Annotated in this window: 26 protein-coding genes; 12 read left to right on the top strand and 14 right to left on the bottom strand. The window is 72.7% G+C overall.

Going from position 1 to position 22,338, the window contains the following annotated elements; genetic code table 11:
- Positions 1 to 27: 27 nt before the first annotated feature.
- Positions 28 to 1,284: a M14 family metallopeptidase gene (locus tag FXF68_RS14395; RefSeq protein ID WP_148759511.1), complete on the bottom strand. Its 1,257-nt coding sequence runs from the start codon at positions 1,282 to 1,284 to the stop codon at positions 28 to 30.
- A 285-nt stretch (positions 1,285 to 1,569) separates the two neighbouring features.
- Between FXF68_RS14395 and FXF68_RS14390 the strand changes: the two genes are divergently transcribed.
- From FXF68_RS14390 to FXF68_RS14375, 4 genes are all read left to right on the top strand, one after another.
- A complete protein-coding gene (locus FXF68_RS14390; RefSeq protein WP_246178687.1) occupies positions 1,570 to 3,192 on the top strand; it encodes an FAD-binding oxidoreductase in 1,623 nt (540 codons plus the stop codon).
- A gap of 180 nt (positions 3,193 to 3,372) precedes the next feature.
- The gene (locus FXF68_RS14385) at positions 3,373 to 4,617 is read left to right on the top strand and encodes an alpha/beta hydrolase (RefSeq protein WP_148759510.1); all 1,245 of its coding nucleotides are present in this window, start codon (positions 3,373 to 3,375) and stop codon (positions 4,615 to 4,617) included.
- A 25-nt stretch (positions 4,618 to 4,642) separates the two neighbouring features.
- On the top strand, positions 4,643 to 5,200 hold the full coding sequence (locus tag FXF68_RS14380; RefSeq protein WP_246178686.1) for a hypothetical protein: 558 nt from the start codon (positions 4,643 to 4,645) through the stop codon (positions 5,198 to 5,200).
- 65 nt (positions 5,201 to 5,265) lie between these two features.
- Positions 5,266 to 6,072 carry a VOC family protein gene (locus tag FXF68_RS14375; protein WP_148759509.1) on the top strand — a complete coding sequence of 269 codons (807 nt, stop codon included), beginning with the start codon at positions 5,266 to 5,268 and terminating at the stop codon, positions 6,070 to 6,072.
- Positions 6,073 to 6,112: 40 nt separating this feature from the next.
- Here FXF68_RS14375 and FXF68_RS14370 read toward each other — a convergent pair whose 3' ends face one another.
- Entirely contained in the window at positions 6,113 to 6,766 is a 654-nt protein-coding gene (locus FXF68_RS14370; protein ID WP_246178685.1) for a TetR/AcrR family transcriptional regulator, read from the bottom strand.
- 117 nt (positions 6,767 to 6,883) lie between these two features.
- On the opposite strand from FXF68_RS14370, the gene FXF68_RS14365 reads away from it, so the two are divergent.
- Both FXF68_RS14365 and bsaP read left to right on the top strand, forming a co-directional pair.
- Entirely contained in the window at positions 6,884 to 8,224 is a 1,341-nt protein-coding gene (locus FXF68_RS14365) for an acetyl-CoA carboxylase biotin carboxylase subunit (RefSeq protein ID WP_148759507.1), read from the top strand.
- A 59-nt stretch (positions 8,225 to 8,283) separates the two neighbouring features.
- Positions 8,284 to 8,499, top strand: coding sequence for a biotin synthase auxiliary protein BsaP (bsaP, locus tag FXF68_RS14360; protein ID WP_246178684.1), 216 nt, complete (start codon positions 8,284 to 8,286; stop codon positions 8,497 to 8,499).
- Here the strand turns inward: bsaP and FXF68_RS14355 are convergent.
- Both FXF68_RS14355 and FXF68_RS14350 read right to left on the bottom strand, forming a co-directional pair.
- Positions 8,496 to 9,005 (bottom strand): GNAT family N-acetyltransferase, encoded by a 510-nt coding sequence (locus tag FXF68_RS14355; protein ID WP_148759506.1) that lies wholly within the window; start codon positions 9,003 to 9,005, stop codon positions 8,496 to 8,498. The two genes, bsaP and FXF68_RS14355, sit on opposite strands and share 4 nt — an antisense overlap.
- 92 nt (positions 9,006 to 9,097) lie before the next feature.
- Positions 9,098 to 9,898 carry a hypothetical protein gene (locus FXF68_RS14350; RefSeq protein WP_148759505.1) on the bottom strand — a complete coding sequence of 267 codons (801 nt, stop codon included), beginning with the start codon at positions 9,896 to 9,898 and terminating at the stop codon, positions 9,098 to 9,100.
- Between the two features lie 154 nt (positions 9,899 to 10,052).
- On the opposite strand from FXF68_RS14350, the gene bioD reads away from it, so the two are divergent.
- Positions 10,053 to 10,796, top strand: a complete 744-nt coding sequence (gene bioD, locus FXF68_RS14345; RefSeq protein ID WP_187437923.1) for a dethiobiotin synthase — start codon at positions 10,053 to 10,055, stop codon at positions 10,794 to 10,796.
- 3 nt (positions 10,797 to 10,799) lie between these two features.
- The gene (gene bioB, locus FXF68_RS14340; protein ID WP_148759503.1) at positions 10,800 to 11,795 is read left to right on the top strand and encodes a biotin synthase BioB; all 996 of its coding nucleotides are present in this window, start codon (positions 10,800 to 10,802) and stop codon (positions 11,793 to 11,795) included.
- Positions 11,796 to 11,814: 19 nt separating this feature from the next.
- On the opposite strand, the gene FXF68_RS14335 is transcribed toward bioB, so the two are convergent.
- The 3 genes from FXF68_RS14335 to FXF68_RS14325 form a co-directional block, all read right to left on the bottom strand.
- A complete protein-coding gene (locus FXF68_RS14335) occupies positions 11,815 to 12,480 on the bottom strand; it encodes a Uma2 family endonuclease (RefSeq protein WP_187437922.1) in 666 nt (221 codons plus the stop codon).
- 128 nt (positions 12,481 to 12,608) lie between these two features.
- Positions 12,609 to 13,337, bottom strand: coding sequence for a GntR family transcriptional regulator (locus tag FXF68_RS14330; RefSeq protein WP_067905497.1), 729 nt, complete (start codon positions 13,335 to 13,337; stop codon positions 12,609 to 12,611).
- 112 nt (positions 13,338 to 13,449) lie between these two features.
- Positions 13,450 to 14,625 carry an 8-amino-7-oxononanoate synthase gene (locus FXF68_RS14325; RefSeq protein WP_148759501.1) on the bottom strand — a complete coding sequence of 392 codons (1,176 nt, stop codon included), beginning with the start codon at positions 14,623 to 14,625 and terminating at the stop codon, positions 13,450 to 13,452.
- Positions 14,626 to 14,701: 76 nt separating this feature from the next.
- Here FXF68_RS14325 and FXF68_RS14320 point away from each other — a divergent pair, with 76 nt between their 5' ends.
- Positions 14,702 to 16,261: a sensor histidine kinase gene (locus tag FXF68_RS14320; protein WP_148759500.1), complete on the top strand. Its 1,560-nt coding sequence runs from the start codon at positions 14,702 to 14,704 to the stop codon at positions 16,259 to 16,261.
- Between the two features lie 61 nt (positions 16,262 to 16,322).
- On the opposite strand, the gene FXF68_RS14315 is transcribed toward FXF68_RS14320, so the two are convergent.
- Both FXF68_RS14315 and FXF68_RS14310 read right to left on the bottom strand, forming a co-directional pair.
- Positions 16,323 to 16,589, bottom strand: coding sequence for a WhiB family transcriptional regulator (locus FXF68_RS14315; RefSeq protein WP_148759499.1), 267 nt, complete (start codon positions 16,587 to 16,589; stop codon positions 16,323 to 16,325).
- Between the two features lie 327 nt (positions 16,590 to 16,916).
- The gene (locus tag FXF68_RS14310) at positions 16,917 to 17,858 is read right to left on the bottom strand and encodes a diacylglycerol/lipid kinase family protein (RefSeq protein ID WP_148759498.1); all 942 of its coding nucleotides are present in this window, start codon (positions 17,856 to 17,858) and stop codon (positions 16,917 to 16,919) included.
- A gap of 88 nt (positions 17,859 to 17,946) precedes the next feature.
- On the opposite strand from FXF68_RS14310, the gene FXF68_RS14305 reads away from it, so the two are divergent.
- On the top strand, positions 17,947 to 18,393 hold the full coding sequence (locus tag FXF68_RS14305) for a hypothetical protein (protein ID WP_246178682.1): 447 nt from the start codon (positions 17,947 to 17,949) through the stop codon (positions 18,391 to 18,393).
- Here FXF68_RS14305 and FXF68_RS14300 read toward each other — a convergent pair.
- A complete protein-coding gene (locus FXF68_RS14300; RefSeq protein WP_026401215.1) occupies positions 18,377 to 19,135 on the bottom strand; it encodes an RNA polymerase sigma factor SigF in 759 nt (252 codons plus the stop codon). The genes FXF68_RS14305 and FXF68_RS14300 overlap by 17 nt on opposite strands.
- Positions 19,136 to 19,185: 50 nt before the next feature.
- Positions 19,186 to 19,614: an ATP-binding protein gene (locus FXF68_RS14295; protein WP_148351463.1), complete on the bottom strand. Its 429-nt coding sequence runs from the start codon at positions 19,612 to 19,614 to the stop codon at positions 19,186 to 19,188.
- A 135-nt stretch (positions 19,615 to 19,749) separates the two neighbouring features.
- Here FXF68_RS14295 and FXF68_RS14290 point away from each other — a divergent pair, with 135 nt between their 5' ends.
- Positions 19,750 to 20,220, top strand: coding sequence for a GNAT family N-acetyltransferase (locus FXF68_RS14290; RefSeq protein WP_148759497.1), 471 nt, complete (start codon positions 19,750 to 19,752; stop codon positions 20,218 to 20,220).
- 14 nt (positions 20,221 to 20,234) lie between these two features.
- Here the strand turns inward: FXF68_RS14290 and FXF68_RS14285 are convergent, their stop codons facing one another.
- Together FXF68_RS14285 and sodN are read right to left on the bottom strand one after the other, a co-directional pair.
- Positions 20,235 to 20,549: a hypothetical protein gene (locus FXF68_RS14285; protein WP_187437921.1), complete on the bottom strand. Its 315-nt coding sequence runs from the start codon at positions 20,547 to 20,549 to the stop codon at positions 20,235 to 20,237.
- 192 nt (positions 20,550 to 20,741) lie between these two features.
- Positions 20,742 to 21,146 carry a superoxide dismutase, Ni gene (sodN, locus tag FXF68_RS14280; protein WP_218010571.1) on the bottom strand — a complete coding sequence of 135 codons (405 nt, stop codon included), beginning with the start codon at positions 21,144 to 21,146 and terminating at the stop codon, positions 20,742 to 20,744.
- A gap of 186 nt (positions 21,147 to 21,332) precedes the next feature.
- Here sodN and FXF68_RS14275 point away from each other — a divergent pair, with 186 nt between their 5' ends.
- Positions 21,333 to 21,791 (top strand): S24 family peptidase, encoded by a 459-nt coding sequence (locus tag FXF68_RS14275; RefSeq protein WP_148759495.1) that lies wholly within the window; start codon positions 21,333 to 21,335, stop codon positions 21,789 to 21,791.
- Here FXF68_RS14275 and FXF68_RS14270 read toward each other — a convergent pair.
- Complete coding sequence (locus FXF68_RS14270) at positions 21,692 to 22,255, bottom strand: CGNR zinc finger domain-containing protein (protein WP_148759494.1); 564 nt, start codon at positions 22,253 to 22,255, stop codon at positions 21,692 to 21,694. The genes FXF68_RS14275 and FXF68_RS14270 overlap by 100 nt on opposite strands.
- Positions 22,256 to 22,338 lie beyond the last annotated feature (83 nt).

The raw sequence follows: 22,338 nt of genomic DNA, 5'->3' as shown, positions 1-22,338 counted from the left end.
GCGCCCCGCTCCGGCTCCGGCCGCGGATCAGCCGGTGCAGTACTGGCCCTCCTTGCCGATGGCCCGGTAGGGGCAGTCGGCGTAGTCGGTCAGCCGCAGCAGCGCCTCGCGGCTGCGCTGCACCTGCCCGTCGATCGCGGACGGCGGCGGGTAGAAGTCGCCCCCGCCCAGCTCGAACGTGAACGACACGATGTGCTGGTCGCCCCACGTCCAGTCGTCGGACGTGCCGTCGGTGATGTAGAGGTCGCTGTCCTGCTCCGGGGTGAATCCGTTCGTCGCGGCGAGTTCGCGGCCGATGGTGCGGTGCACCGCCTCCTCGTCCGCGGACATGCTCCCGGGGACGGTGTCGCTCATCGTATAACCGAATGGCCAGAGCACCAGTTCGGCGACCGAGTGGATGTCCAGGAAGACCTTGATCTGCTGCTTGCCGCCGACGACCCGGCTCCGCACGAAGTTCTCGATGACCTTCACCTCGGGCGCGGACTCGGCGCTCGTGCCCCGGTACGTCTCGCTCGCGCCGTTGCTGGACGACCCGCCGCAGCATCCCCATTTGTAGCTGAAGTTGCGGTTCAGGTCGGTGCCGACCGAGGTGGGGTTCGGCTGCCGGTTCTTGCGCCACATCCGTCCCGGCTGGGTGTCGCTGGTCATGTCGTAGACCTGGCCGTCCGGGTTGACCATCGGCATGAGGTAGATCTCGTTCTCGTTCACCAGGTTCGTGATCCGGCTGTTCGTCCCGTACCCCTTGGTGAGCTGCCCGAGGTAGTCGAGCGCCTGCTCGGCGGTGAGCCGTTCCCGCGCGTGGATGTTGGCGATGACGAGCATTTCCGGCTCGTTCTCATCCGTGGCCACATTGTCGCTGATCTTCACGCCGACGATGTCGCGTCCCTCATAGGACTTGCCCGCGACGAACTTGCTGGCGATCTGCGGATGCGCGGCCACCACCGAATCCACTTCCTGGCGCATTTCCGCGTACGTGTGATACGACGTCGCCGACTTCAGCGGCCCGACCGCCCGAGGCGGCGCGGCCGTCACCGCGAAGCCGAGCCTCCGAATGGCCCGAGCCTCCGAAGGAAGCGCGCTGACCCGCAGTTCCTCGCCCTGCACGCGGTCGATCGCCGCTCCGGTCCCGGCGACCTGATTGCGCTGCTGGACGGTCCGCACCCCGCGCACCACGTACTCGCCCGATGTCTCGGGGCCCGACGCGGACGAGGGAACGGCGACCCCGGCCAGCACCAGGGCCAGCGCCGCGACGACGGCGAGAAGGAAATGCGGTCTGCGGGACATGACGGTCTACCTGCCATTGGCTCTGTGCGCCGCCGACCACACTGCGGAGGTTTCCCCAAGGCCGGCCGGACGCTCGCGATAGCCGCCACGATGACCTGCCGACCCTCACCTGACAATGGCCCATCGTTAACTTGAAACACCCTCCGACCACCCGTCCCACCCGAAAAGCGCCAGCTCAGAGTTCCCCACCCACCGCCCTTTTCAAGCCGCCCACCCCGCACTGTGAATTTTCAACTCCCCGTGAACTCCGGCGTGCGGGCAGGACGTCGCCCGGAGGTTAACTGTGTGTTGCTGATCGACTACTCGGTGGGGCGGGTGGGAAGGGTCTGTCGCGTTCGGTTCGAGCGGGCGGAGGCGATGGGGATGGGCGACGGGTCGACGGTGCCGACGACGAGGGTCACGCCGGGGGACAAGCGGTATCCGGCGCTCAGCCGGGGGTTCAACCAGCGGTGGATCGGGCGGCCCGACTACGTCCGGCTGGTGCGGACGCCCGAGGAGGTGCGGGAGGCGCTCGCCGCGGCGCTGCGCGAGGTACCCGACGACCCGGAGCGGACGCGGATCACCGTCAAGGCGGGCGGCCACTGCTACGAGGACTTCGTCTGCGGCCCGGACGTACGGGTGATCCTCGACGTCAGCCCGATGTGCGACATGTTCTACGACGACGCCATGCAGGCGTACTGCGTGCAGGCCGGGGCGACGAACTGGCACGTGTACAGCCACCTGTACCCGTTGAGCGGGCGGGCGCTGCCGGGCGGGTCGTGCTACTCGGTGGGGCTCGGCGGGCACATCCCGGCGGGCGGGTTCGGGCTGCTGTCGCGGCAGCACGGGCTCACCGTCGACTACCTCTACGCGGTGGAGGTGGCGGTGGTGGACGAGTACAAGAACGTCGAGCTCGTCGTCGCCACCCGCGACGACCGGGGCCCGCTGTACGACCTGCTGTGGGCGCACACCGGGGGAGGGGGCGGCAACTTCGGGATCGTCACCCGGTTCTGGTTCCGGGAGCTGCCGGAGCCGCCGAAGGAGGTGATGCTGACGGGTCTCGCGTGGGACTGGAAGGACTTCACGGTCGGCGAGTTCGCGAATCTGGTGACGGCGTACGGCGAGTACTTCCGCGACCACCAGGACCCGACCACGGCGGAGGGGAAGCTGTTCGCGCTGCTCAAGCTCAACCACGTGAGCAACGGCCAGATCGGGCTGCTCGCCCAGGTGGAGGCCGACGATGCCGAGGGCCAGCAGGCGATGGCCGAGTTCGTGAACGCCGTCGACGGGCGGATCCGGCCCGCCGCGACGGTCATCAAGTCGGTGATGGGCGACCATTTCGTCCACATGGACATTCCGCGCGTGATGCCGTGGCTCACCGCGACGCAGGCGCTGAACTCCAGCGGGGAGAACCGCTGCGGCAAATACAAGTCGGCGTATCTGCGGAAGCCGTTCACCGACCAGATGATCGAGGCGATGTGGGCCTATCTCGGCAACGAGAGGTACACCGACTACCACAACCCGCAGGCGCTCATCCAGGTCGACTCCTACGGCAGCGCGGTCAACCGGCCGGAGCACAGGACGGCGGCGCGGCAGCGCGACTCGATCCTCAAGCTCCAGTACCAGGTCTACTGGACGAAGAACGACCCCACCGAGGACCTGCACCTCTCCTGGATCCGCGACACCTACAAGGCGACGTTCGCGACGACCGGCGGCGTGCCCGTCGCGGACGGCGACGTCACCGACGGCTGCTACATCGGCTACCCCGACGTCGACCTCAACGGCGAACCGTGGAACGAGTCCGAACAGTCGTGGGAGACGCTCTACTACAAGGACGGATACCGGAAACTCCAGGAGGTCAAGCGCCACTGGGATCCGCGGGACGTCTTCCGGCACAGCCAGTCCGTCCGCCCGAACGGGGCGCCCTGACGCCGAGCGCCGGGACGGGGCCGGGAACGGCGCGGCGGCGGCGCGAGTCTCGCCTTTATTGCATTCATTGCCAATACTTGCGGGCGTGACGGCGGGGACAGTAGTTTCGGGCGATGCGGGGCGCCGCGCCGGACGCGCTCCGGGCCGGCCGGGAGCCCATGAAGACCGGCTGGGGAGCCCATGAAGAAGCGCACCGACAGGAAGATCGCCCTCGCGGGCACCGCCGCCGCGGCCGTCCTCCTGCCCGCCGTCATGGTCGGTCTGGCGCAGGCCGGGATCGGCGTGCCGAAGGGGCGCTCCGAGGCGTCCGGGGCCTCCGATCCGGTGCCCTCCTTCGGCCCCGCCACCGAGCCGGGCAGGCCGAAGTCCCGCAGCGCGTCGCCGAAACCGGCGAAGCTGCCGCACGTCCCGCCGAACACCAACCCGTTCAAGACGGGCGGCGGCTCGCCCGCCCCGGACGACCCCGACTCCAACCCCCGCAGCCACGGCAAGAAGCCGAAGACCCCGGGCGGGACGAGCGGCCGCGGGTACGCGAAGGCGCCCGACGGCGCGACCATCACCGGCGTCAAGAAGGTGAACTCGCGACAGTTCGACGTCACGATCGCGTCCCCGGCGCTCGGCGCGCGGGTGAAGACGCGCGTCATGGTGCCGAAGGGCTGGACGCGCAAGACGACCAGGACGTGGCCCGTCGTGTACGCCTACCACGGCGGCAACAACAACTACACGTCCTGGACGAAGGACTCCAACATCGAGCAGGTCGTCGGCCCGTACAACGCGATGGTCGTCATGCCCGAGGGCGGCTGGAACGGGTCGTACACCAACTGGTGGAACGGCGGCAGGGGCGGCATCCCCGAGTGGGAGACGTTCCACATCCGCGAGGTCATCCCGCTGATGGAACGCAACTTCCGCGCGGGGTCCATGCGCGCCGCGATCGGGCTGTCGTCCGGCGGTCAGGGCGCCATCACCTACGCCGAGCGCCACCGGGGCACGTTCAGGTACGCCGCGTCCTACAGCGGCGCCCTCAACATCACCGCACCGGGGATGCCGATCATCCTGACGACGATGAACCGGGAGGCGGGCACCTCGATCTGGGGCGACCCGTTCACCGCGCGGGCGAACTGGGAGGCGCACGACGCGGCCGTCATGGTGGCGAGGCTGAAGGGCGTCGGCGTCTACGTCTCGTCCGGCAACGGGCAGCCCGGGCCCCACGACAACCCCGACGCCGCGCCGTGGGACGCCGGGCGCATCGGCGAGCAGCTCTCCGGCGTGATGAACGACAACTTCGTCGCGGCGGCGCGGCGGGCGGGCGTCCCGGTCACCGCGCACCTCTACGGGCCGGGCATGCACAACTGGAAGTACTGGCGCGTCGAGCTGGTGCGGAGCTGGCCCGCCATCGCCGCCGCCATCGGCGCCCGCAAGTCCTGACCGAGGCACGGGTGGACGGGGCGCCGTGATCGGGTTCGCGCGGCGGGAGTTCCAGCTCGTCCTGCTCCGCCGGATGGCCGACTACCAGCCCGGCCTGGTCGAGGACGCGATGCGCTCCCTCGCCGCCACCCGCACCGAGATGCGGGAGGTCAACGCCCGCTGGCAGCGGATCGTCCGGTCGCGGACGTTCCCGCGCGGGCGGCGCCGGTACGAGGCCGTCCTCGGCCCGCCCGGCGCCGTCGAGCCGCGCCGGATCGGCGACGCCGACTGCGCGGTCGCCTGGTGGCCGCCGTTCCCGCTGTGGCCCGGCCTGCGCTTCGAGATCCTCCTGGCCCCGGACGGGACGGTGCTGCACGAATGGCTCGTCCGGCAGGGCGGCGTCCCCGTGCCGAGGCTGGAGAGCGTCGACGACCTCGTCCCATGGTCGTGCGTGGTGGACGACGTCAGCCGGAACTTCGGGACGGTCGCCCACCAGGACGGCGACGCGCCGAGCCGCTGGCACGCCACCATCCCGGCGCCCGGCGGCGGCACGGTCACGGCGCACTTCGTGTGGGGCCTGCTCCAGGCGGTCGAACACACCTGACACTTTGGGGCGATCTTGGCGCTTCCCGGCATCGGACATTGCGCGCCCCTCCCTACGGTGGAGGAATGCCCGAGGTGACCGGACACGCCCCCGGGACCGCTTCCTGGGCGGAGCTGACGACCCCGAGCGTGGAGGCGTCCAAGGCGTTCTACCGCGAGGTCTTCGGGTGGTACTCCTACACGCTGACCGTCTCCCCGCTCGGCGACTACGAGATCTTCACCCTCGGCGGCGTCCAGGGCCCCGAGGTCACCGGCGCGTACGCGCTCGCCGACGAGTCCGAGCCCGCCTCGTGGACGTGCTACTTCCGCACCGACGACGTCCCCGGCACGCTCGACGCGGTCCGGGAGGCCGGCGGCCGGGTCGCCGTCGAGCCCACCGACGTCGGCGACCTCGGCCGGATGGCGCTGTGCACCGACTCGCAGGGCGCCGACTTCGCGCTCTGGCTGCCCTTCAACCTGAAGGGCGCGGGCGTCGTCGACGAGCCGAACACGATGTGCTGGGTGGAGCTGGCCTGCCCCGACGTCCAGGACGCCCGCCGCTTCTACGGCGACGTCTTCGGCTGGACGCCCGTCGACCGCACCTACTACGCCCCCGACTACACCAACTGGAAGATCGGCGACCGGTCCGTGGCGGGCCTGGTGCCGATCGCGGAGTGGTGGCCGCGCAGCTTCCCGCCGCACTGGATCCCCTACTTCTGGGTGTCGGACTGCGACGCCACCACGTCCCACGCCGCCGAGCTGGGCGCGCGGGTGCACGTCCCGCCGGTCGACATCGGGCCGGGCCGCTTCTCGGTCATGACCGACCCGACCGGCGCGCGGCTCGCCGTCATCACGCCGTCGTCCCGCGCCACCGCCCCGCACCAACTCGCCTGAGCCTCGACCGGCGCCGCTTCCCGACGCCCCCGGCCCCGCGTCAAGGTGTGGGGCCGGGGGCGTTGAGGGCGCCGAGGAGCATGTGGACGAGTTCGTCGATCATCTCGTCCAGGGAGGCGTCGAGCCAGCCCGCGCTCCAGTCGTGGAGGAGGCCGTTGACGCCGCCGAGGAACGCCGTCGCGGCGATCCGGTGGTCGCGGGCCGGGATCTCGCCGCGGGCGGCGGCGCCCGCCGCCTCGGCGCGGATGAACTCGACCCAGCGGGCGCGGCGGTCGCGGCGCTGCCGGTCGAGCCGCGGACCGGCGCCGACGATCTCCACGAAGGCGACCCGGACGCGCGCCGGGTCGGCGGCGACGCTCGCCGCGTACACGCGGAACAGGCGGGCGGTGCGCTCGGCGAGGCGGAGGCCCGCGACGCCCGGCAGCGCGTCCACGACGGCCCGCTCGGCGGCGTCGTTGATCTCGCGGTGCAGTTCGGCGAGCAGGTCCTCCAGGGTGCGGAACTCCTCGTAGAACTGCCGGGTGGACAGCCCGGCGGCCTCGCTCAGCGCCGCCACCGTGGTGCCCCGGTAGCCGGGGCCGCGGCCGAACATCTCCAGCCCGGCGCCGAGGAACCTGCGGCGGCGCTCCGCCCGCCGCTCGGCGGCCGTCCTGCCCCCGTACCGGCCGGTCGGGGTCGCGCGCCTGCCCGTCACGGCGACATCCTCCCGCATTCCCGTGATCTGTCGAGCGTCCCGCCGCGGCGCGGGGCCCACTAGTCTCGGGCCTGGCGGGGCGCCCGGCCCCGGCCGTTCGCGAGGGGGAGTCAACACGTGTTCGAGTCCGTGCTCGTGGCGAACCGCGGCGAGATCGCGGGCCGGATCGTCCACACGGCCCGCGCGCTGGGCGTCAAGGCCATCGCGGTGCACTCCGCCGCCGACGCCGCGCTGCCGTTCGTCGCGGAGGCCGACGAGGCCGTCCTCATCGGCCCGGACGACCCGGCGCGCAGCTACCTCAACGTCCCGGCGATCCTGGAGGCCGCGGACCGGACGAACGCGCAGGCCGTCCATCCCGGCTACGGGTTCCTCGCCGAGAACGCCGACTTCGCCCGCGCCGTCGCGGGCCGCGGCCACGTCTGGGTCGGCCCGCCGCCGCTCGCCGCCGCCCGGATGGCCGACAAGATCAACGCGCGGAACCTGATGAAGGAGGCGGGCGTCCCGGTCGCGCCCGGCGTCTGGGAGCCGGTGCCGGACGCCGCGACCGCCGCCGAGGAGGCCGAGCGCATCGGCTACCCGGTCATGGTCAAGCCCGCCGCGGGCGGCGGCGGCATCGGTCTGGCCGCCGCCCGCGACGAGACGGCGCTGCGCGAGGCGTACGAGACCTCCCGCGCCCGCGCCGAACAGATCTTCGGGCGGGCCGACGTCCTGCTCGAACGGTACGTGGAGGGAGCGCGGCACGTCGAGGTGCAGATCCTCGGGCTCGCCGACGGGACGGTCGTCCCGCTGGGCGAGCGCGACTGCTCCGTCCAGCGCCGGCACGAGCAGGTCGCGGCGGAGACGCCGTCCCCCGGAGTGGGCCCCGACCTGCGCGAGCGGCTGCTCGCCGCCGCGGTCCGCGCGGGCGAGACGGTCGGCTACCGCGGCGCCGGGACGGTCGAGTTCCTCGTCGACCCCGCGACCGGCGAGTTCTTCTTCCTGGAGATGAACACCCAGCTGGCGGTCGCGCATGGGATCACCGAGCTGGTCACTGGCGTCGACCTGGTCGAGCAGCAGTTCCGCGTCGCGTGCGGGGAGGCCGTCTCGTTCGCGGACGCGGCCCCGCGCGGCCACGCCTTCGAGTTCCGCGTCCACGCCGAGGACCCGCTGCGGTTCGTCCCCGGCACCGGCGAGATCAAGGTGTGGGAGGAGCCGGTCGGCGACGGCATCCGCATCGACGCCGGATACGCCGAGGGCAGCGCCGTCACGGCCCACTACGGCCCGCTGCTCGCCAAGCTGTGCGTCCACGGCGACGACCGGGAGCACGCGCTGCGCCGCGCGCGGGCCGCCGTCGACGCCTTCCGCATCGAGGGCCCGCGGACGAACCTGCCGTTCCTGCGGGAGCTGCTCGACCGTCCCGAGTTCGCGGCCGGGACCTACGACACCCGGCTCGTCGGCCACATGCGGGCCCCCGCGTGACCCCGCGCGCCGCGACCGTGCCGCGACGACCGGAATGCCGACCGGAATAGGGTGGCGCCGTGCAGACGAACGACGTGTCGACGAACGACGTGCAGGCGTACTGCGACCGCTGCGGCGAGCCCACCGCCTCAGCGGACGGCCACGCCGCGTGCCGCGCGGCCCGCGCGATGGAGCCGCCCCGCTACTGCGGGCACTGCCGGCGGCGGATGGTCGTCCAGGTCACCCCGGTCGGCTGGACGGCCCGCTGCGCCGAGCACGGGGAATCGCACGGCTAGAACTTGAGCGAGTAGGTCAGCAAATCGATCCCGGGGGCGGGGGCCCAGTCGCGGCAGGGCGTGCGGACGAACCCCATCCGCTCGTACAGCCGGTGCGCGTCCCCCATGTTCTGCTGCGTCGACAGCCGGAGCCCGGTCAGCCCGGCGGCGCGGGCCCGGTCGGCGCAGGCGCGGACCAGCGCGCGTCCGATCCCCTTCCCGCGCGCCCGCTCCAGGACGGCGAGCATCCGGAACTCGGCCTCGTCCGGCCCGGCCAGCGTCGCGTACGGGCTCCCCGGCGGGCAGTACGTCACGGCCCCGCCGACCTCGCCGCCGGACTCGGCGACGAGCAGCTCGCAGTCGGCGGCGCGGGCCGCGGTGTCGCGCAGCTTCTCCACGTACGGCGACGCGGACGACACCAGCCCGCCCGCGACGTAGACCTCGACGGTCAGGTCGCCGATGAGGTCGTACTCCTCCGGTCCCGCCGTCCGGACGACGACCGGCTCTTTGCCGTTCAGCGTGCGCATCGAGAGGGTGCTCCAAGTCCGTCCCGCCGCCCGCGGCCAGATCGACCGCGGGCCCCGGCGTAACAGGCTATAGGCCCACAACGCAGACTGAATCAGGCGATGTCACGACAAGACGCCTCGGCGGGCAGCAGCGGGCGCAGCCGGACCGAGTACGTCCTCCCCTCGCTCCGCCACGCGACGTCCGGCCCGGTGGCGGGGACCTTCCGGGCCGGGGCGAGGGTGCAGACGGCGCCCGCCTCCCTGACCCCGCCGCCGAGCGGGGCGAGCGGCCACGCCTTGACCGTGCCCGCCCCGGACGTCTCGCCCGCCAGGACGGCCGTCTTCGCGGGCTCGTACGGCTTCGGCTTCGCCGCCTGGTCGGACGCGGGCCAGCCCGCCGGGTCGAGGCGCTTGAGGAACCGAGCCTCGGGCCCGGACTGGGACTCGGCCTGGATGATCCGGGTCGTGGCCCCGTCCATCGTGACCACGGTGATCATCGCGTCCGCGATCCGGTCGGACCCGACGGTGTGGGACCGGCCGAGCCCGGCCGCGCGGGCGCCGTCCAGGAGCCGGCGCACCGCCTCCGGCTTGAGCCGGTACTCGGTGAGCTTGCCCGGCGGCTGCCCGCCGGACGCGGCGCCGGACGCGACGACCGCGCGTCCGGTGGAGTAGAGGGAGAACTCGGGGACGCTGCCCGGGCCGCCGACCCCGGCGAAGCCGCCCGTCCTGCGCCAGCGCAGGACGAGCTTCTCGGCGGAGGGGGAGCGGTCGACGGGGGACGCGGCGGGTGACGGGGAGCTGGCGGGTGCGGGGGACGACGGCGGCGGCGAGGACGGCGCGGACGCCGTCTCCGAACCGCCGCAGGAGGTCAGCGCCGCGCAGGCCGCGAAGGCCGCGCAGGCGAACGCCGGCACCCGGTGGGAACGTGTGTACGGACCGGCCATGACGGTTCGACGCCCTCGCGCCCCGTCCGGTTCCCGCCGATTCCTCCCGATACAAAGTCGGCGGCCGAAGACTGTGGGATCCGGCCGCCGACCGGTCCAGGGCCCCGCGCTAGTGTGCCGCCTTGTGAGTGTGCTCGTGGTGACCGGGACGTGTACCGGCGTCGGGAAGACCGTCGTCTGCGCGGCGCTGGCGGCGGTCGCCGCGGCGCGCGGCGTCTCCGTCGCCGTGGTCAAGCCGGGCCAGACCGGAGTGACCGGCGGGGAGCCCGGCGACCTGGACGAGGTCCGGCGCCTCGCCGGGATCGACGACCTGCACGAGCTCGCCCGCTTCCCGGACCCGCTGTCGCCCGCCGCCGCGGCCCGCCGCGCCGGGGCGCCGCCGGTGCGGCTGGCGGACGCGGCCGACCGCGTCCGGGCCCTGTCCGCGCCGGAGAACGCGGGGACCGGGCCGCGGCTGGTGCTGGTCGAGGGGGCGGGCGGCCTGCTCGTCCGGTACGACGACGAGGGCGCCACGATCGCCGACCTGGCCCGCGGCCTTGACGCCGCTGTGGTCGTCGTGACGCGCCCCGGCCTCGGCACGCTCAACCACACGGCGCTGACCCTGGAGGCGATGGCGCACCGCGGCGTCCAGCTCGCGGGCGTGGTGATCGGCGCGTGGCCGGACGACCCCGACCTCGCCATGCGCAGCAACATCCGCGATCTGGAGACGATCGCGGCACGACCCCTGTCGGGCGCCCTGCCCGCGGGCGCGGGCGCGCTGGACCCGGCGGAGTTCCTCGTCGCCGCCCACCGCGGCCTCGCCCCCTCGTTCGGCGGCGCGTTCGACGCCGCGGCGTTCCGCGACGGCTACGGCCTGGACAAGGAGTAATCCGTGACCGACATCCTCGAAACCGCGCGCCGCCAGGTCCTCGACGAGGGCCGCGGCCTGTCCGCCGGGCAGGTGCTGGAGTGCCTGACCCTGCCGGACGACCGCGTCGGCGACCTGCTCGCGCTGGCCCACGACGTGCGGATGCGGCACTGCGGGCCGGAGGTCGAGGTCGAGGGCATCATCTCGCTCAAGACCGGCGGCTGCCCGGAGGACTGCCACTTCTGCTCGCAGTCCGGCAAGTTCGAGTCGCCCGTCCGCTCGGTCTGGCTGAACATCCCCGAACTGGTCGAGGCGGCGAAGGAGACCGCGAAGACCGGCGCGACGGAGTTCTGCATCGTCGCCGCCGTCCGCGGCCCGGACGAGCGCCTCATGTCGCAGGTCCGCGACGGCATCAAGGCGATCAACGAGGCGGTGGAGATCAACATCGCGTGCTCGCTCGGCATGCTCACCCAGGACCAGGTGGACGAGCTGGCCGCGATGGGCGTCCACCGCTACAACCACAACCTGGAGACCGCCCGCTCCCACTTCCGCACGGTGGTCACCACCCACACCTGGGACGAGCGCTGGGACACCCTCCGCATGGTGAAGGCCGCCGGGATGGAGGTGTGCTGCGGCGGCATCGTCGGCATGGGCGAGACGATCGAGCAGCGCGCCGAGTTCGCCGGCCAGCTCGCCGAGCTGGAGCCCGACGAGGTCCCGCTGAACTTCCTCGCGCCGCGTCCCGGCACCCCGTTCGCCGACTTCCCGCTGGTCGAGGGCACGGAGGCGCTGAAGACCATCGCCGCGTTCCGGCTGGCCCTGCCCCGCACCATCCTCCGCTACGCGGGCGGCCGCGAACTCACCCTCGGCGACCTCGGCACCCGCGACGGCATGCTCGGCGGCATCAACGCCATCATCGTCGGCAACTACCTGACCACCCTGGGCCGCCCGCCCCAGCAGGACCTGGACCTCCTCACCGACCTCCAGATGCCCATCAAGGCCCTCTCCCAGACCCTCTAGCCGGGGAACAGGCCGCGGGTCACGTCCTCCACGGCCTCCATCCGGCGGTGCTGATCTCGATGTCGAACGGCTCCGGGAGGTGGACGGTCGCGCCGAACTCCAAGGACTCCTGGTGCAGGTACGCGCGGGAGCCGTGGTCGGGGATCGAGTAGAGCGTGGTGCTCGCGATCTTCGGGTCCCGATCGATGAGGAGGTAGTACGGGATGCCGACCAGCGCGTAGCCCCACCACTTGGTCCGCCTTCGCGGAGTCGCGTCCTTGACCGGGGGCCTGTCGTAGACGGCCTGGTTCCGCGACGTGACCTCCACCACCAGTTCGATCTCGTCCGGCCTGAGCTCGACCTCGTCGGCGTCTCCGGCGGTTTCGAAGACGCCGTCCTCCGCCACGATCAGGTCGGGGACGTACCCCTGCTCGAAGCCCGCGAGGTTCAGCGTCATCACCTGCCGCGCGGTCCACGGGAACGCCGGGTCGGCGAATCTCGCCCGGTCGATCGCGCTGGAGACGCGGTGGATCATGTTGCCGTGGGCCACGGTGGGGGTGGGGGACACGACGATCTCTCCTCCGATGATCTCGGCCCGAGAACCCTCGGGGAGGTGGAGGAAGTCGTCGAGTTCACCGCTGGCCCACAGCGCGTAGGGCGTATCTGGAAGTGCCGCCCGATAGGACGGCAACGTCTGGATGGTCACGTTCGGCGATCCTTCCCTCACGATCTGCTCCGGTCATCGTAGGGGAACATGTGTTCGGATCGTGCGCGATCCGTCACACTCGGTGTCTGGAGGCCGTCGCCGTGACCGTCGCGCACTCGCCTACCAGGCTAGCGGCGGAGGCGGGTGATGAACTTGTAGCGGTCGCCGCGGTAGAGGGACTGGGCCCATTCGACCGGCTGGCCGGTGGTGTCGAAGGCGTGCCGGGAGAGGAGGAGCATGGGGAGGCCGACGTCGACGCCGAGGAGCTGCGCGTCGTGCGGGGTGGCGAGGACGGTCTCGATCGTCTCCTCCGCCTCGGTCAGGTGGACGTCGTAGGCCGTGGCGAGCGTCTCGTACAGGGAGCGGTGCCGGGGCAGCTCGCGGCGCAGGCCGGGGAAGCGGCGCGCGGGCAGGTGGGAGGTGTCGATCGACATCGGCTCGCCGTCGGCGAGGCGGAGCCGGTGGACGCGCAGGACGCGCCCGCCCGGCCGGATGCAGAGCAGCGTGGCGAGGCGCTCGTCGGCGCTGACGTACCCGGCCTCCAGGATGCGGGTCTCGGGACGCAGCCCGTGGTGCCGCATGTCCTCGGTGTAGCTGACGAGCTGGAGCTCCTGCGACACCTTCGGCTTGGCGACGAACGTGCCCTTGCCCTGGATGCGCTGGAGGCGCCCCTCGACGACGAGCTCGGCGAGCGCCTGCCGGACGGTCGTGCGGGACGTCTCGTACTTCTCGGCGAGGGTCCGCTCGGGCGGCAGGGGGCTGCCCGGGGGGAGCGACTGGATCAGCTCGACGAGGAGCTCTTTGAGCTTGTAGTACTTCGGGATGCGGGGCGCCTGGTTCGGGTGGCGCTTACCGATGTCGGCCAGTGACGCCCGGTCGTATCCGTGTTCGAGTCCGCCCCCGTGCCGGGGCCCGCCCCTGACCTCCGTCACGGCATCTCCTCACGTTCATCACCGGTTCTCCCCGATGTTATGTGTGAAGACTACGGCCGGTAGAAGAGGCCACCTCCGCCAGGGCCGCGCCGAGCAGTGTGAGGTCGGCCTCGTCCAGTGTGGCGCGCGCGGTGAGGCGCAGGCACGCCCGCCCCTTCGGCACCGACGGGGGCCGGAAGCAGCCGACGCGGAGCCCGTGTTCAGCGCAGATCTCCGCGGCCCGGACCGCGGCCAGCGGCTCGCCCAGGAAGACCGGCACGACGGCTGCCGCCGGGACGGCCGTCTCCAGGCCGGAACCGGCCGCGAGGTTTGAGATGCGATGTGCGGTTTCGCGGGCCCGGACGGGCGGCTCCGGGTCGGCTTCCAGGACGTCCAGCGCGGCCAGCGCGGCGCCCGCGGCGGGCGGGTTCAGCCCGGTGTCGAAGATGAACGACCGGCCGGTGTCGACGAGGGTCTCGATCACCTCGGCCGGGCCGCAGACCGCGCCGCCCTGCGCGGCGAGGGACTTCGACAGCGTGAGGGTGAGGACGACGTCCGGCTCGCCCGCGATCCCGGCGGCGTGCGCGGCGCCCCGGCCGTGGTCCCCGACGACGCCGAGCGCGTGCGCCTCGTCGATCACCAGCAGCGCGCCATGCGCGCGGACGGCCGCGTGCAGCTCCCGCAGCGGCGCGAGGTCGCCGTCCACGGAGAACACCGCGTCGGTGACGACGACCGCGTGGTCCTCGTCGCGGTCCGCGAGCGCCCGCGCCACGGCGGCGGCGTCCCGGTGCGGGACGATCGCCGTGCGCGCCCGCGACAGCCGGCAGGCGTCCACCAGCGAGGCGTGGTTGACCTGGTCGGACACGACGAGCGTGCCCGGCCCGGCGAGCGCGGTGACCGCGCCGAGGTTGGCGAGGAAGCCGGAGGAGAACACGAGCCCGGCGGCGCTGCCGGTGAACGCGGCGAGCCGCCGGTCCAGCTCGGCGTGCAGCTCGGTCGTCCCGGTGACCAGGCGCGACCCGGTCGAGCCGGTGCCCCAGGCGCGGGCGGCGGCGACGGCGCCCTCGACCAGCCGGGGGTCGCCCGCGAGCCCGAGGTAGTCGTTGGACGCGAGGTCCACGAGCCCGCCGGGTCCAGGGGCCGGGCGCGGCCGCAGCGTCCGGTTCAGCCCGTCCGCGGCGCGCCGCGCGGCCGCGTCCCGCAGCCGCGCCAGGGGATCACCCGTCACCGTCATGGGCGGCATCCTGCCAGGTCGCGCGGCGGCCCGGGCAGCGGCCCCGGCACCAAGCCCGATCGGCGATGATGGTGGCGTGCCTACCTTGACCGATCTCGTCCGCGACCAGAGCGACCTCTCCCGGGAGGACCTGGAGTGGCTGCAGGCGCTGGTGTCGGACTGGCAGCTCCTCGCCGACCTGTCGTTCGCCGACCTGCTGCTCTGGGTGCCGCTGCGGTCGGCGGACGCGCTGCCCGCCGACCGCGGCGCCCGTGCCCCGGCGGTGGACGAGGCCGTCCCCGGCTGGATGGCGATCGCGCAGATGCGGCCGACGACCGGGCCGACCGCCTACCCCGAGGACCTCGTCGGCAAGGTCGTCCGGACGGGCCGCCGCGGCCTGATCGACGTGGCCTGGCGGGAGGGGCGGATCGTCCGGGAGGGCGACCCGGAGTGGGGGAGCGGCATCCCCGTCCGGGAGGAGTCGATCCCGGTGCGCCGCGGCGACAAGATCCTCGGGGTGATCCAGCGCAGCACGAACCTCAGCTCGGCGCGCACCCCGTCCCGGCTGGAGCTGACCTACCTGCAGAGCGCCAGCGACCTCGCGACGATGATCTGCGAGGGAACGTTCCCCGCGCCGGGCGAGGAGCCGAACATGGTCCGCTCGCCGCGGGTCGGCGACGGGCTCATGCGGCTGGACCGCTCGGGCCGCGTCACCTACGCCAGCCCGAACGCGCAGTCGGCGTACCGGCGGCTCGGCTACCCGGCCGACCTCGTCGGCGAGTCGCTCGGCCGGATCACCGCCGAGCTGTGCGACACCGGCGAGCCGCTGGAGGAGGCGCTCAGCGTCGTGCTGTCCGGCCGCGCGCCCCGCGAGGTGGAGGTCGAGTCGCGCGGCTCGATCATGCAGCTCAGGACGATCCCCCTCGTCGTCGGCGGGACGCGGATCGGCGCCGTCGTCCTCTGCCGGGACGTGACGGAGCTGCGCTGGCGCGACCGCGAGCTGCTGACCAAGGACGCCACCATCCGCGAGATCCACCACCGGGTGAAGAACAACCTCCAGACGGTGGCGGCGCTGCTGCGGCTCCAGGCGCGGCGGCTCCAGATCCCCGAGGGCCGGGCCGCGCTGGACGAGGCCGTCCGCCGCGTCGGGTCGATCGCGATCGTGCACGAGACCCTGTCGCACACCCCGGACGAGCTGATCGACTTCGACGACATCGTGGACCGGGTGATCGCTATGGCGGGGGAGGTGTCCACCCCGGAGACGAAGGTCACCCCGAAGCGGACGGGCAGCTTCGGCGTCCTGCCCGCGGAGATCGCGACGCCGCTCGCGATGGCGCTCACCGAACTGCTGCAGAACGCCCTCGAACACGGGCTGGCGAACCGGTTCGGCACGCTGGAGGTCGCCGCGCACCGCCACGACCAGGGCGAGTCACCCGCGGACCGGCGCCTCGTCACGGTCGTCGCCGACGACGGGGTGGGGCTGCCGGACGACTTCGACGTGGAGAGCAGCAACAGCCTCGGGCTGCAGATCGTCCGGACGCTGATCGTGGGGGAGTTGGGCGGCCGTCTCGATTTCCGTCCGCGTTCCGGCGGCGGTACGGAGGTCGTGGTGGACGTGCCCTTGGAGAACGGCCGGCCTCACCCGTCCAGGCCCTGAGGGGCCGGGGGTGAGGCCGCCTGCGGGTGGTCTTCCGGTCCGGGCGGGGCGCCGAGCGGGGTCAGCGGCGCGCGGCGGCGCCGAGGGCGGCGCGGTGCGCGCGGGTGCGGCGCTTGAGGGCGCGGCGCTCGTCCTCGCCCATCCCGCCCCAGACGCCGGACTCCTGCCCGGACTCCAGCGCCCAGCGCAGGCAGGCGTCGGTCACGTCACAGCGTCGGCATACCTGCTTGGCCTCTTCGATCTGGAGAATCGCGGGCCCGGTGTTGCCGATCGGGAAGAACAGCTCGGGGTCCACGTCACGGCAGGCTGCGCGGTGGCGCCAGTCCATGCGGTCCACTCCTTCGTCGGGTGAGTGGTGAGAGTCCACGCACTCTTGTGAACGGTTTCACATGTCGCGAACGCCCAGGTGGCGATAAGCCAGGTCCAGGGGTTGATGTTCGGCGGCGCCGCGGTCAGGAGGCCGGCGGCGTTGGGGCCTCTTGCAAGCGGACGCACTTTGAGCGTGTCAAAGCGTCACGGGGCGACGCAAGACCTTTGAGAAAGGATTCTCAAAGTATGGGTGTCGCATGTGTCACATCCGCGGGTCGGCCGTGTTACTTGGCTCTCACCTGGGGTCGGGCGCGTCCGCGAATGACCGTCGGCTCCCGGACGGTCGTCAGATGACGATGCGGACGGCCTTCGGCACGGACCGGAACGTCACCTCGCGTTGCTCGCCGAGGTAGTCGCCGTCCAGCTGGAAGGCCATCGGACGGTCCGCGCTCAGTGTGACCTCGGTCGCGTCGTGCACGTTCACGACGTGCCTGCCCTGGACGGGACGCGACCGCGTGGTCAGCATCTGCGCCACCGCGCTCAGCGTCGGCGCGACGTCCAGGGAACGCATGCCGAACACGTCCAGGCCGCGCGAGAAGTTCGCCTTCGGACTCGGATTCACCGGCAGCCGTCCCATGAAAGTCCACGGAGCCGTATTGGAGATGAACGCGAGGAACAGCCCGCTTTTCGGAGGGCGGCCGGGTTGCCGCAAAGTGAGCGCCGGATGGCGCCGATCCGTCCCGGAGAGCAAATGGCGGAGCGCCGTCGTGGCATAACGCGAGTTATAGGCGGGCGCGCCCGCCGCGCGGCGCCGCTCCACCTCCCGGACGACCTCCGCGTCCAGCCCGACGCCCGCGCAGAACGTGAAGTAGCGCTCGGCCCCGCCCGGATGGGACGCCGCGCCGAGCCCGATCGTCCGGTGCCGGCCCGCGCGCAGCGCGTCGAGCACCGCCCGCGTCGCGCCGATCGTGTCGGACGGCATCCCGAGCGTCCGGACGAACACGTTCGTGCTCCCGGACGGCAGCACCGCCAGGGCGGGCACGTCGGCGGAGGGCCCCTCCGCGAGCAGCCCGTTCACCGCCTCGTTCACCGTGCCGTCGCCGCCGAGGGTGATCACGACGTCGTAGCCGTCGACGGCGGCCCGCCGCGCGAGTTCGGTCGCGTGGCCGCGGTGCCCGGTCTCGGCGAGGACCAGGTCGAGGTCGCCGCTGAAGGCCCGCACGAGGATGTCGCGGGCCCGCCGGGAGGTGGAGGTCGCCTTGGGGTTGGCGATGAGCATGGCGCGCACGGCGCCAGGGTATCGATCGTTCCGCATGCGTTCGCCCCGCGTTTCCCCCGGGAGCGGGCCGCGCGGCGGTGCGAGTAGGGTTTCGAGCGTGTCGAAGCGTCCCAGCACCGTGTACGCCGCCGCCGCCCTGGAGGGCGCGGAGGGCGCCGCCGCCGTCGGTTTCGGCGTCTACACCGGCGTGGAGACGGCCATGGGCGCCGCCGTCGACCCGGTCAGCGCGATCGGGGTGACCGTCCTCGCCCTCGCGGGCGGGCTCGGCATGCTCGGCTGCGCCCGCGGCCTGCTGCGCGCCGACCAGTGGAGCCGGGCGCCCACGGTGCTGACGCAGCTCTTCGCGCTGCCGGTCGCGTGGTCGCTGTGGCAGAGCGAGCGGCCCGCCATCGCGATCCCGATGGGCGTGGCCGCCGTCCTCGCGCTGGTCGCCGTGCTCAGCCCGCCCAGCACGGCCTGGCTGGTGAGCGACCGCGGCGGCGACTCCGACGACGACCACGGCGACCACGAGGACCGCGACGGGGCCGCTACTCGTCCGCGGTGAGCCCCTCGCGGAGCTGGGCGAGCGTGCGGGCGAGCAGCCGGGACACGTGCATCTGGGAGATGCCGAGCTCGGCCGCGATCTGCGACTGGGTCATGTTGCCGAAGAACCGCAGCAGCAGGATCTTCTTCTCGCGCGCGGGCAGCTTCTCCAGCAGCGGCTTGAGCGACTCGCGGTACTCGACGCCCTCCAGTGACTCGTCCACCATGCCGAGCGAGTCGGCGACGGCGGGGGCGTCCTCGTCCCCGGAGTCGGGGGCGTCGAGCGACACGGTCGAGTAGGCGTTGGCGGACTCCAGGCCCTCCAGCACCTCCTCCTCGCTCATCTGCAGGTGCGCGGCCAGCTCGCTGACGGTCGGCGCGCGGCCCTCGCGCTGGGCGAGGTCGCTGATCGCCTTGGTCAGCGACAGCTTCAGCTCCTGCAGCCGGCGCGGCACGCGCACCGCCCAGCCCTTGTCGCGGAAGTGGCGCTTGATCTCGCCGACGATGGTGGGCGTCGCGTAGGTGGAGAACTCGACGCCGCGTTCCAGGTCGAACCGGTCGATCGACTTGATCAGCCCGATCGTGGCGACCTGGATGAGGTCGTCCAGCCACTCGCCGCGGTTGCGGAAGCGGCGGGCCAGGTACTCCACGAGCGGCAGGTGCAGCTCCACGAGCTGGTCGCGGATGCGCTGGCGCTCCGGGTCGCCCTCGGGGAGCTCGGCGAGGCGCTCGAACAGGGCGCGCGCCCGGGCGCGGTCCGGCACCGCGCTCTCGGACCGCTCGCTGCCCGCGCCGGCGATCGTCGTCTTCTCTGTCACGGGGCCCCCGCCGTACCGCGCCGCTTCTGCAGCGTCACGGTGACCCGGTCGTCGGCGCCCACCCGCGCGTCCACCTCGCCCGCCAGGGACGACAGGACCGTCCAGGCGAAGGTGTCGCGGCTGGGTTCGGCGCCGTCCACGGTGAGCACGGACACGGAGATGCGCATCGCGTCGCCGGTCAGCTCGAACTCGCAGACCAGGTCCGTGCCGGGCAGGGCCTGGGCGAGCAGCATCGCGCACGCCTCGTCGACGGCGATGCGCAGATCCTCTATTTCGTCCAGCGTGAAGTCCAGCCTGGCGGCCAGGCCCGCGGTCGCGGTCCGCAGCACGGACAGGTAGGCGCTCGCGGCGGGCAGCTTCACCGTGACCACGTCACGGACGGACAACTTCGTACTGGTCGGCATTGCAGCGGTTTCCTCGGTCACGTCACTCCCTCGCAGGATGGTCCCGCTGCTTCCGAAACTACCGCCTGGAATGCCCACCCGGAGACACCGGCGCGCCTGGCTTTCCCACCAATGTCCGCGAGAACGCCCCTGGAGCGGCTCGGCTAGCCTTCCGGTGTGATCCGAATCGCGACTCCGGACGACGTCCCCGCCATCCTGCGGCTGATCCGGGAGCTGGCCGAGTACGAGCGCGCCCTGCACGAGGTGAAGGCCACCGAGGAGCAGCTCCGCGCGAGCCTGTTCGGGGACGACCCGAAGGTCTTCGCCCACGTGGCCGAGCACGAGGGGCGCGTCGTCGGCTTCGCGCTGTGGTTCCTGACCTACTCCACGTGGAACGGCACCCACGGCGTCTACCTGGAAGACCTGTTCGTCGAGCCGGACGTCCGCGGCCACGGGTACGGCAAGGCCCTCCTCACCGAGCTGGCCCGGATCGCGGACGAGCGCGGCTACGAGCGCGTCGAGTGGTCCGTCCTCAACTGGAACGAGCCCGCGATCGGGTTCTACAGGGCGCTCGGCGCCCGTCCCCAGGACGAATGGACGGTCTACCGCCTCACCGGCGACGCCCTCACCAAGGCCGCCCGGAGCTAGCCGGGCCCCAAGGGCTAGCGTCCGCGTCCGGAGCACACCGGGCAGGGCGCCTCGGCGTAGCTGCCGCCCGCGACGACGACGCCCGCGCCGAGGCAGTGCGGGCACAGCCCCGACCCGCGCACCGCCGGATGCTCCCAGACGGCGGGAGGCCGCCCGCGCGGCCCCGCCCCGGACGACTCCCCGCGCCGGTGGCGCGGGCCGTCCTCGGCCTGCTCGCGCGCCCCGCCGACGACCTTGCGGCCGTCGCAGAACACGCACATCAACCGCAGCGGGCCGAGGCGCTGCTCGCCCGTCCCGCCGCATTCCGGGCATTCGATCTCGTCGCTCACACGCACCGCCACGTTCGCAGTCCGCCGGCCCGCCGGCCATCCAAGAAAAGGATGACCCGCCCGTGGCCTCCGGGCAACGCCCCGGGGTCACGGAGGTATCACGGACACGCCTCCCGGCACGGCCCGGGACACGGCTCCCGGGCATGGCTGAGGCCCGGCCCCCGCGGGGTCGGGCCTCGGTGCGCGGGCCGGTCAGCCCTGCTTGGTCTCCCAGAAGATCTTGTCGATCTCCGCGATCTTGGCGAGCAGTTCGTCCGCGACCTTGACGTCCATGCTGGCCTTCGTGCCGCCGCCGCCTCCGGCGAGCTTCGTGGCCTCGTTGAAGAGCTGGTGGAGCTGCGGGTACTTCTCGAAGTGCGGCGGCTTGAAGTAGTCCGTCCACAGCACCCAGAGGTGCTCCTTGACGAGCTGGGAGCGCTGCTCCTTGATCAGGATGGCCCGGGCGCGGAACTCCGGGTCCTCGTTGGCCGCGTACTTCTCGCAGATCGCCTTGACCGAGTCGGCCTCGATCCGGGCCTGCGCCGGGTCGTAGACGCCACACGGCAGGTCGCAGTGCGCGGACACCGTCGTCTTCGGGCGCAGAAGCTTCAGCAACACCTGCGATTCCCTTCCCTCGTTGCGGATCATGCTCAGTGCACCGACATTACCCTTGTGGCCCTGGGCGCGTCCGGCCAGGGCACTCGGTATTTCGGCCTAAGACCCCGGCCGCGGCGCGGCCCGGAACCCCTTCCCAGCACTGTCATGACCGACGCCCGGCGAAATATGCGCGGGACGAGGAGGACCATGCGGATCCCGAGGCCCCGCCACCCCGAGCGCTGGCTGCTCGCCGGCGCGGCGGTGGCGGCGTTCGCGGCGGCGCGGCGGACGCTGGTCGCCGTCGAGGTGACCGGCGAGTCGATGCTGCCGGGGCTGTGTCCGGGGGACTGGCTGATCGTGCGGGCGGGGGCCCGGCCCGCGCCGGGGGACCTCGTGGTGGCGCTGCATCCGGAGCGCGGCCAGCCGCTGATCGTGAAGCGGGCGACGCACCGCTCGCGGGACGGGTGGTGGCTGGAGAGCGACAACCAGGCCGCGCCGGGCCGCCGCGACAGCTGGGACTTCGGGGCCGTCCCGGACGCGCTCGTCCTCGGCCCCGTCGTCGCGCGCTACTGGCCGCCGTCGCGCATGGGGACGATGACGCAGGACGGCTCCCGGTGGGAGGCGGCGGTCACGCTCGGCCGCCCGGCGCAGCGCTCCGAGCAGTAGCGGCGCGTCCGGTTCGCGCTCGTGTCGATGAACACGCGCTCGCAGCCGTCCGCCCCGCAGACGCCGAGCCGGTCCGCGCCCTGCGCGGCGATCTTCGCGGCGAGGCCCATCGCGGCCCGCGCGGCGTAGCGGTCGGGCACCGAGCCCGCCTGGTTGAAGTGCAGGTGCCAGTCGGGGCCGTCGTGCCGGGCGAGCTGCGGATGGACGGGATGGTGGATGAGCATCGTGTTCAGCCGGTCCACGGCGTCGTCGTCGTCCCCGCGCGCGGCGGCGGCGAAGATCGCGTGGAGCTGGGCGCGGAGCTCGCGCATGGCGTCGAGGTCGCGGTGGGCGACGCGGCCCGCGAGGTGCGGCCGGTGCGCAAGCAGGGCCCGCAGGCCGTCTAGGTCGTGCAGGTCATCCCCGTCGGGGTGGCGCGTGTTCACGAGGTCCACCGCCAGGTCCGCGTACGATGCGAGGTTCACAGGCGCTCCCGACCGACTCGACCCGCCTCGGCCTGAATGGACGATTGGCTCCAATTCTTCCCCAACGGAGAGAATTACACGCA

This window comes from Actinomadura decatromicini, from assembly GCF_008121305.1.
Lineage (GTDB): Bacteria > Actinomycetota > Actinomycetes > Streptosporangiales > Streptosporangiaceae > Spirillospora > Spirillospora syzygii.
The sequence above is the reverse complement of the archived record's forward strand: the minus strand, read 5'-3'. Positions and strand labels throughout refer to the sequence as shown.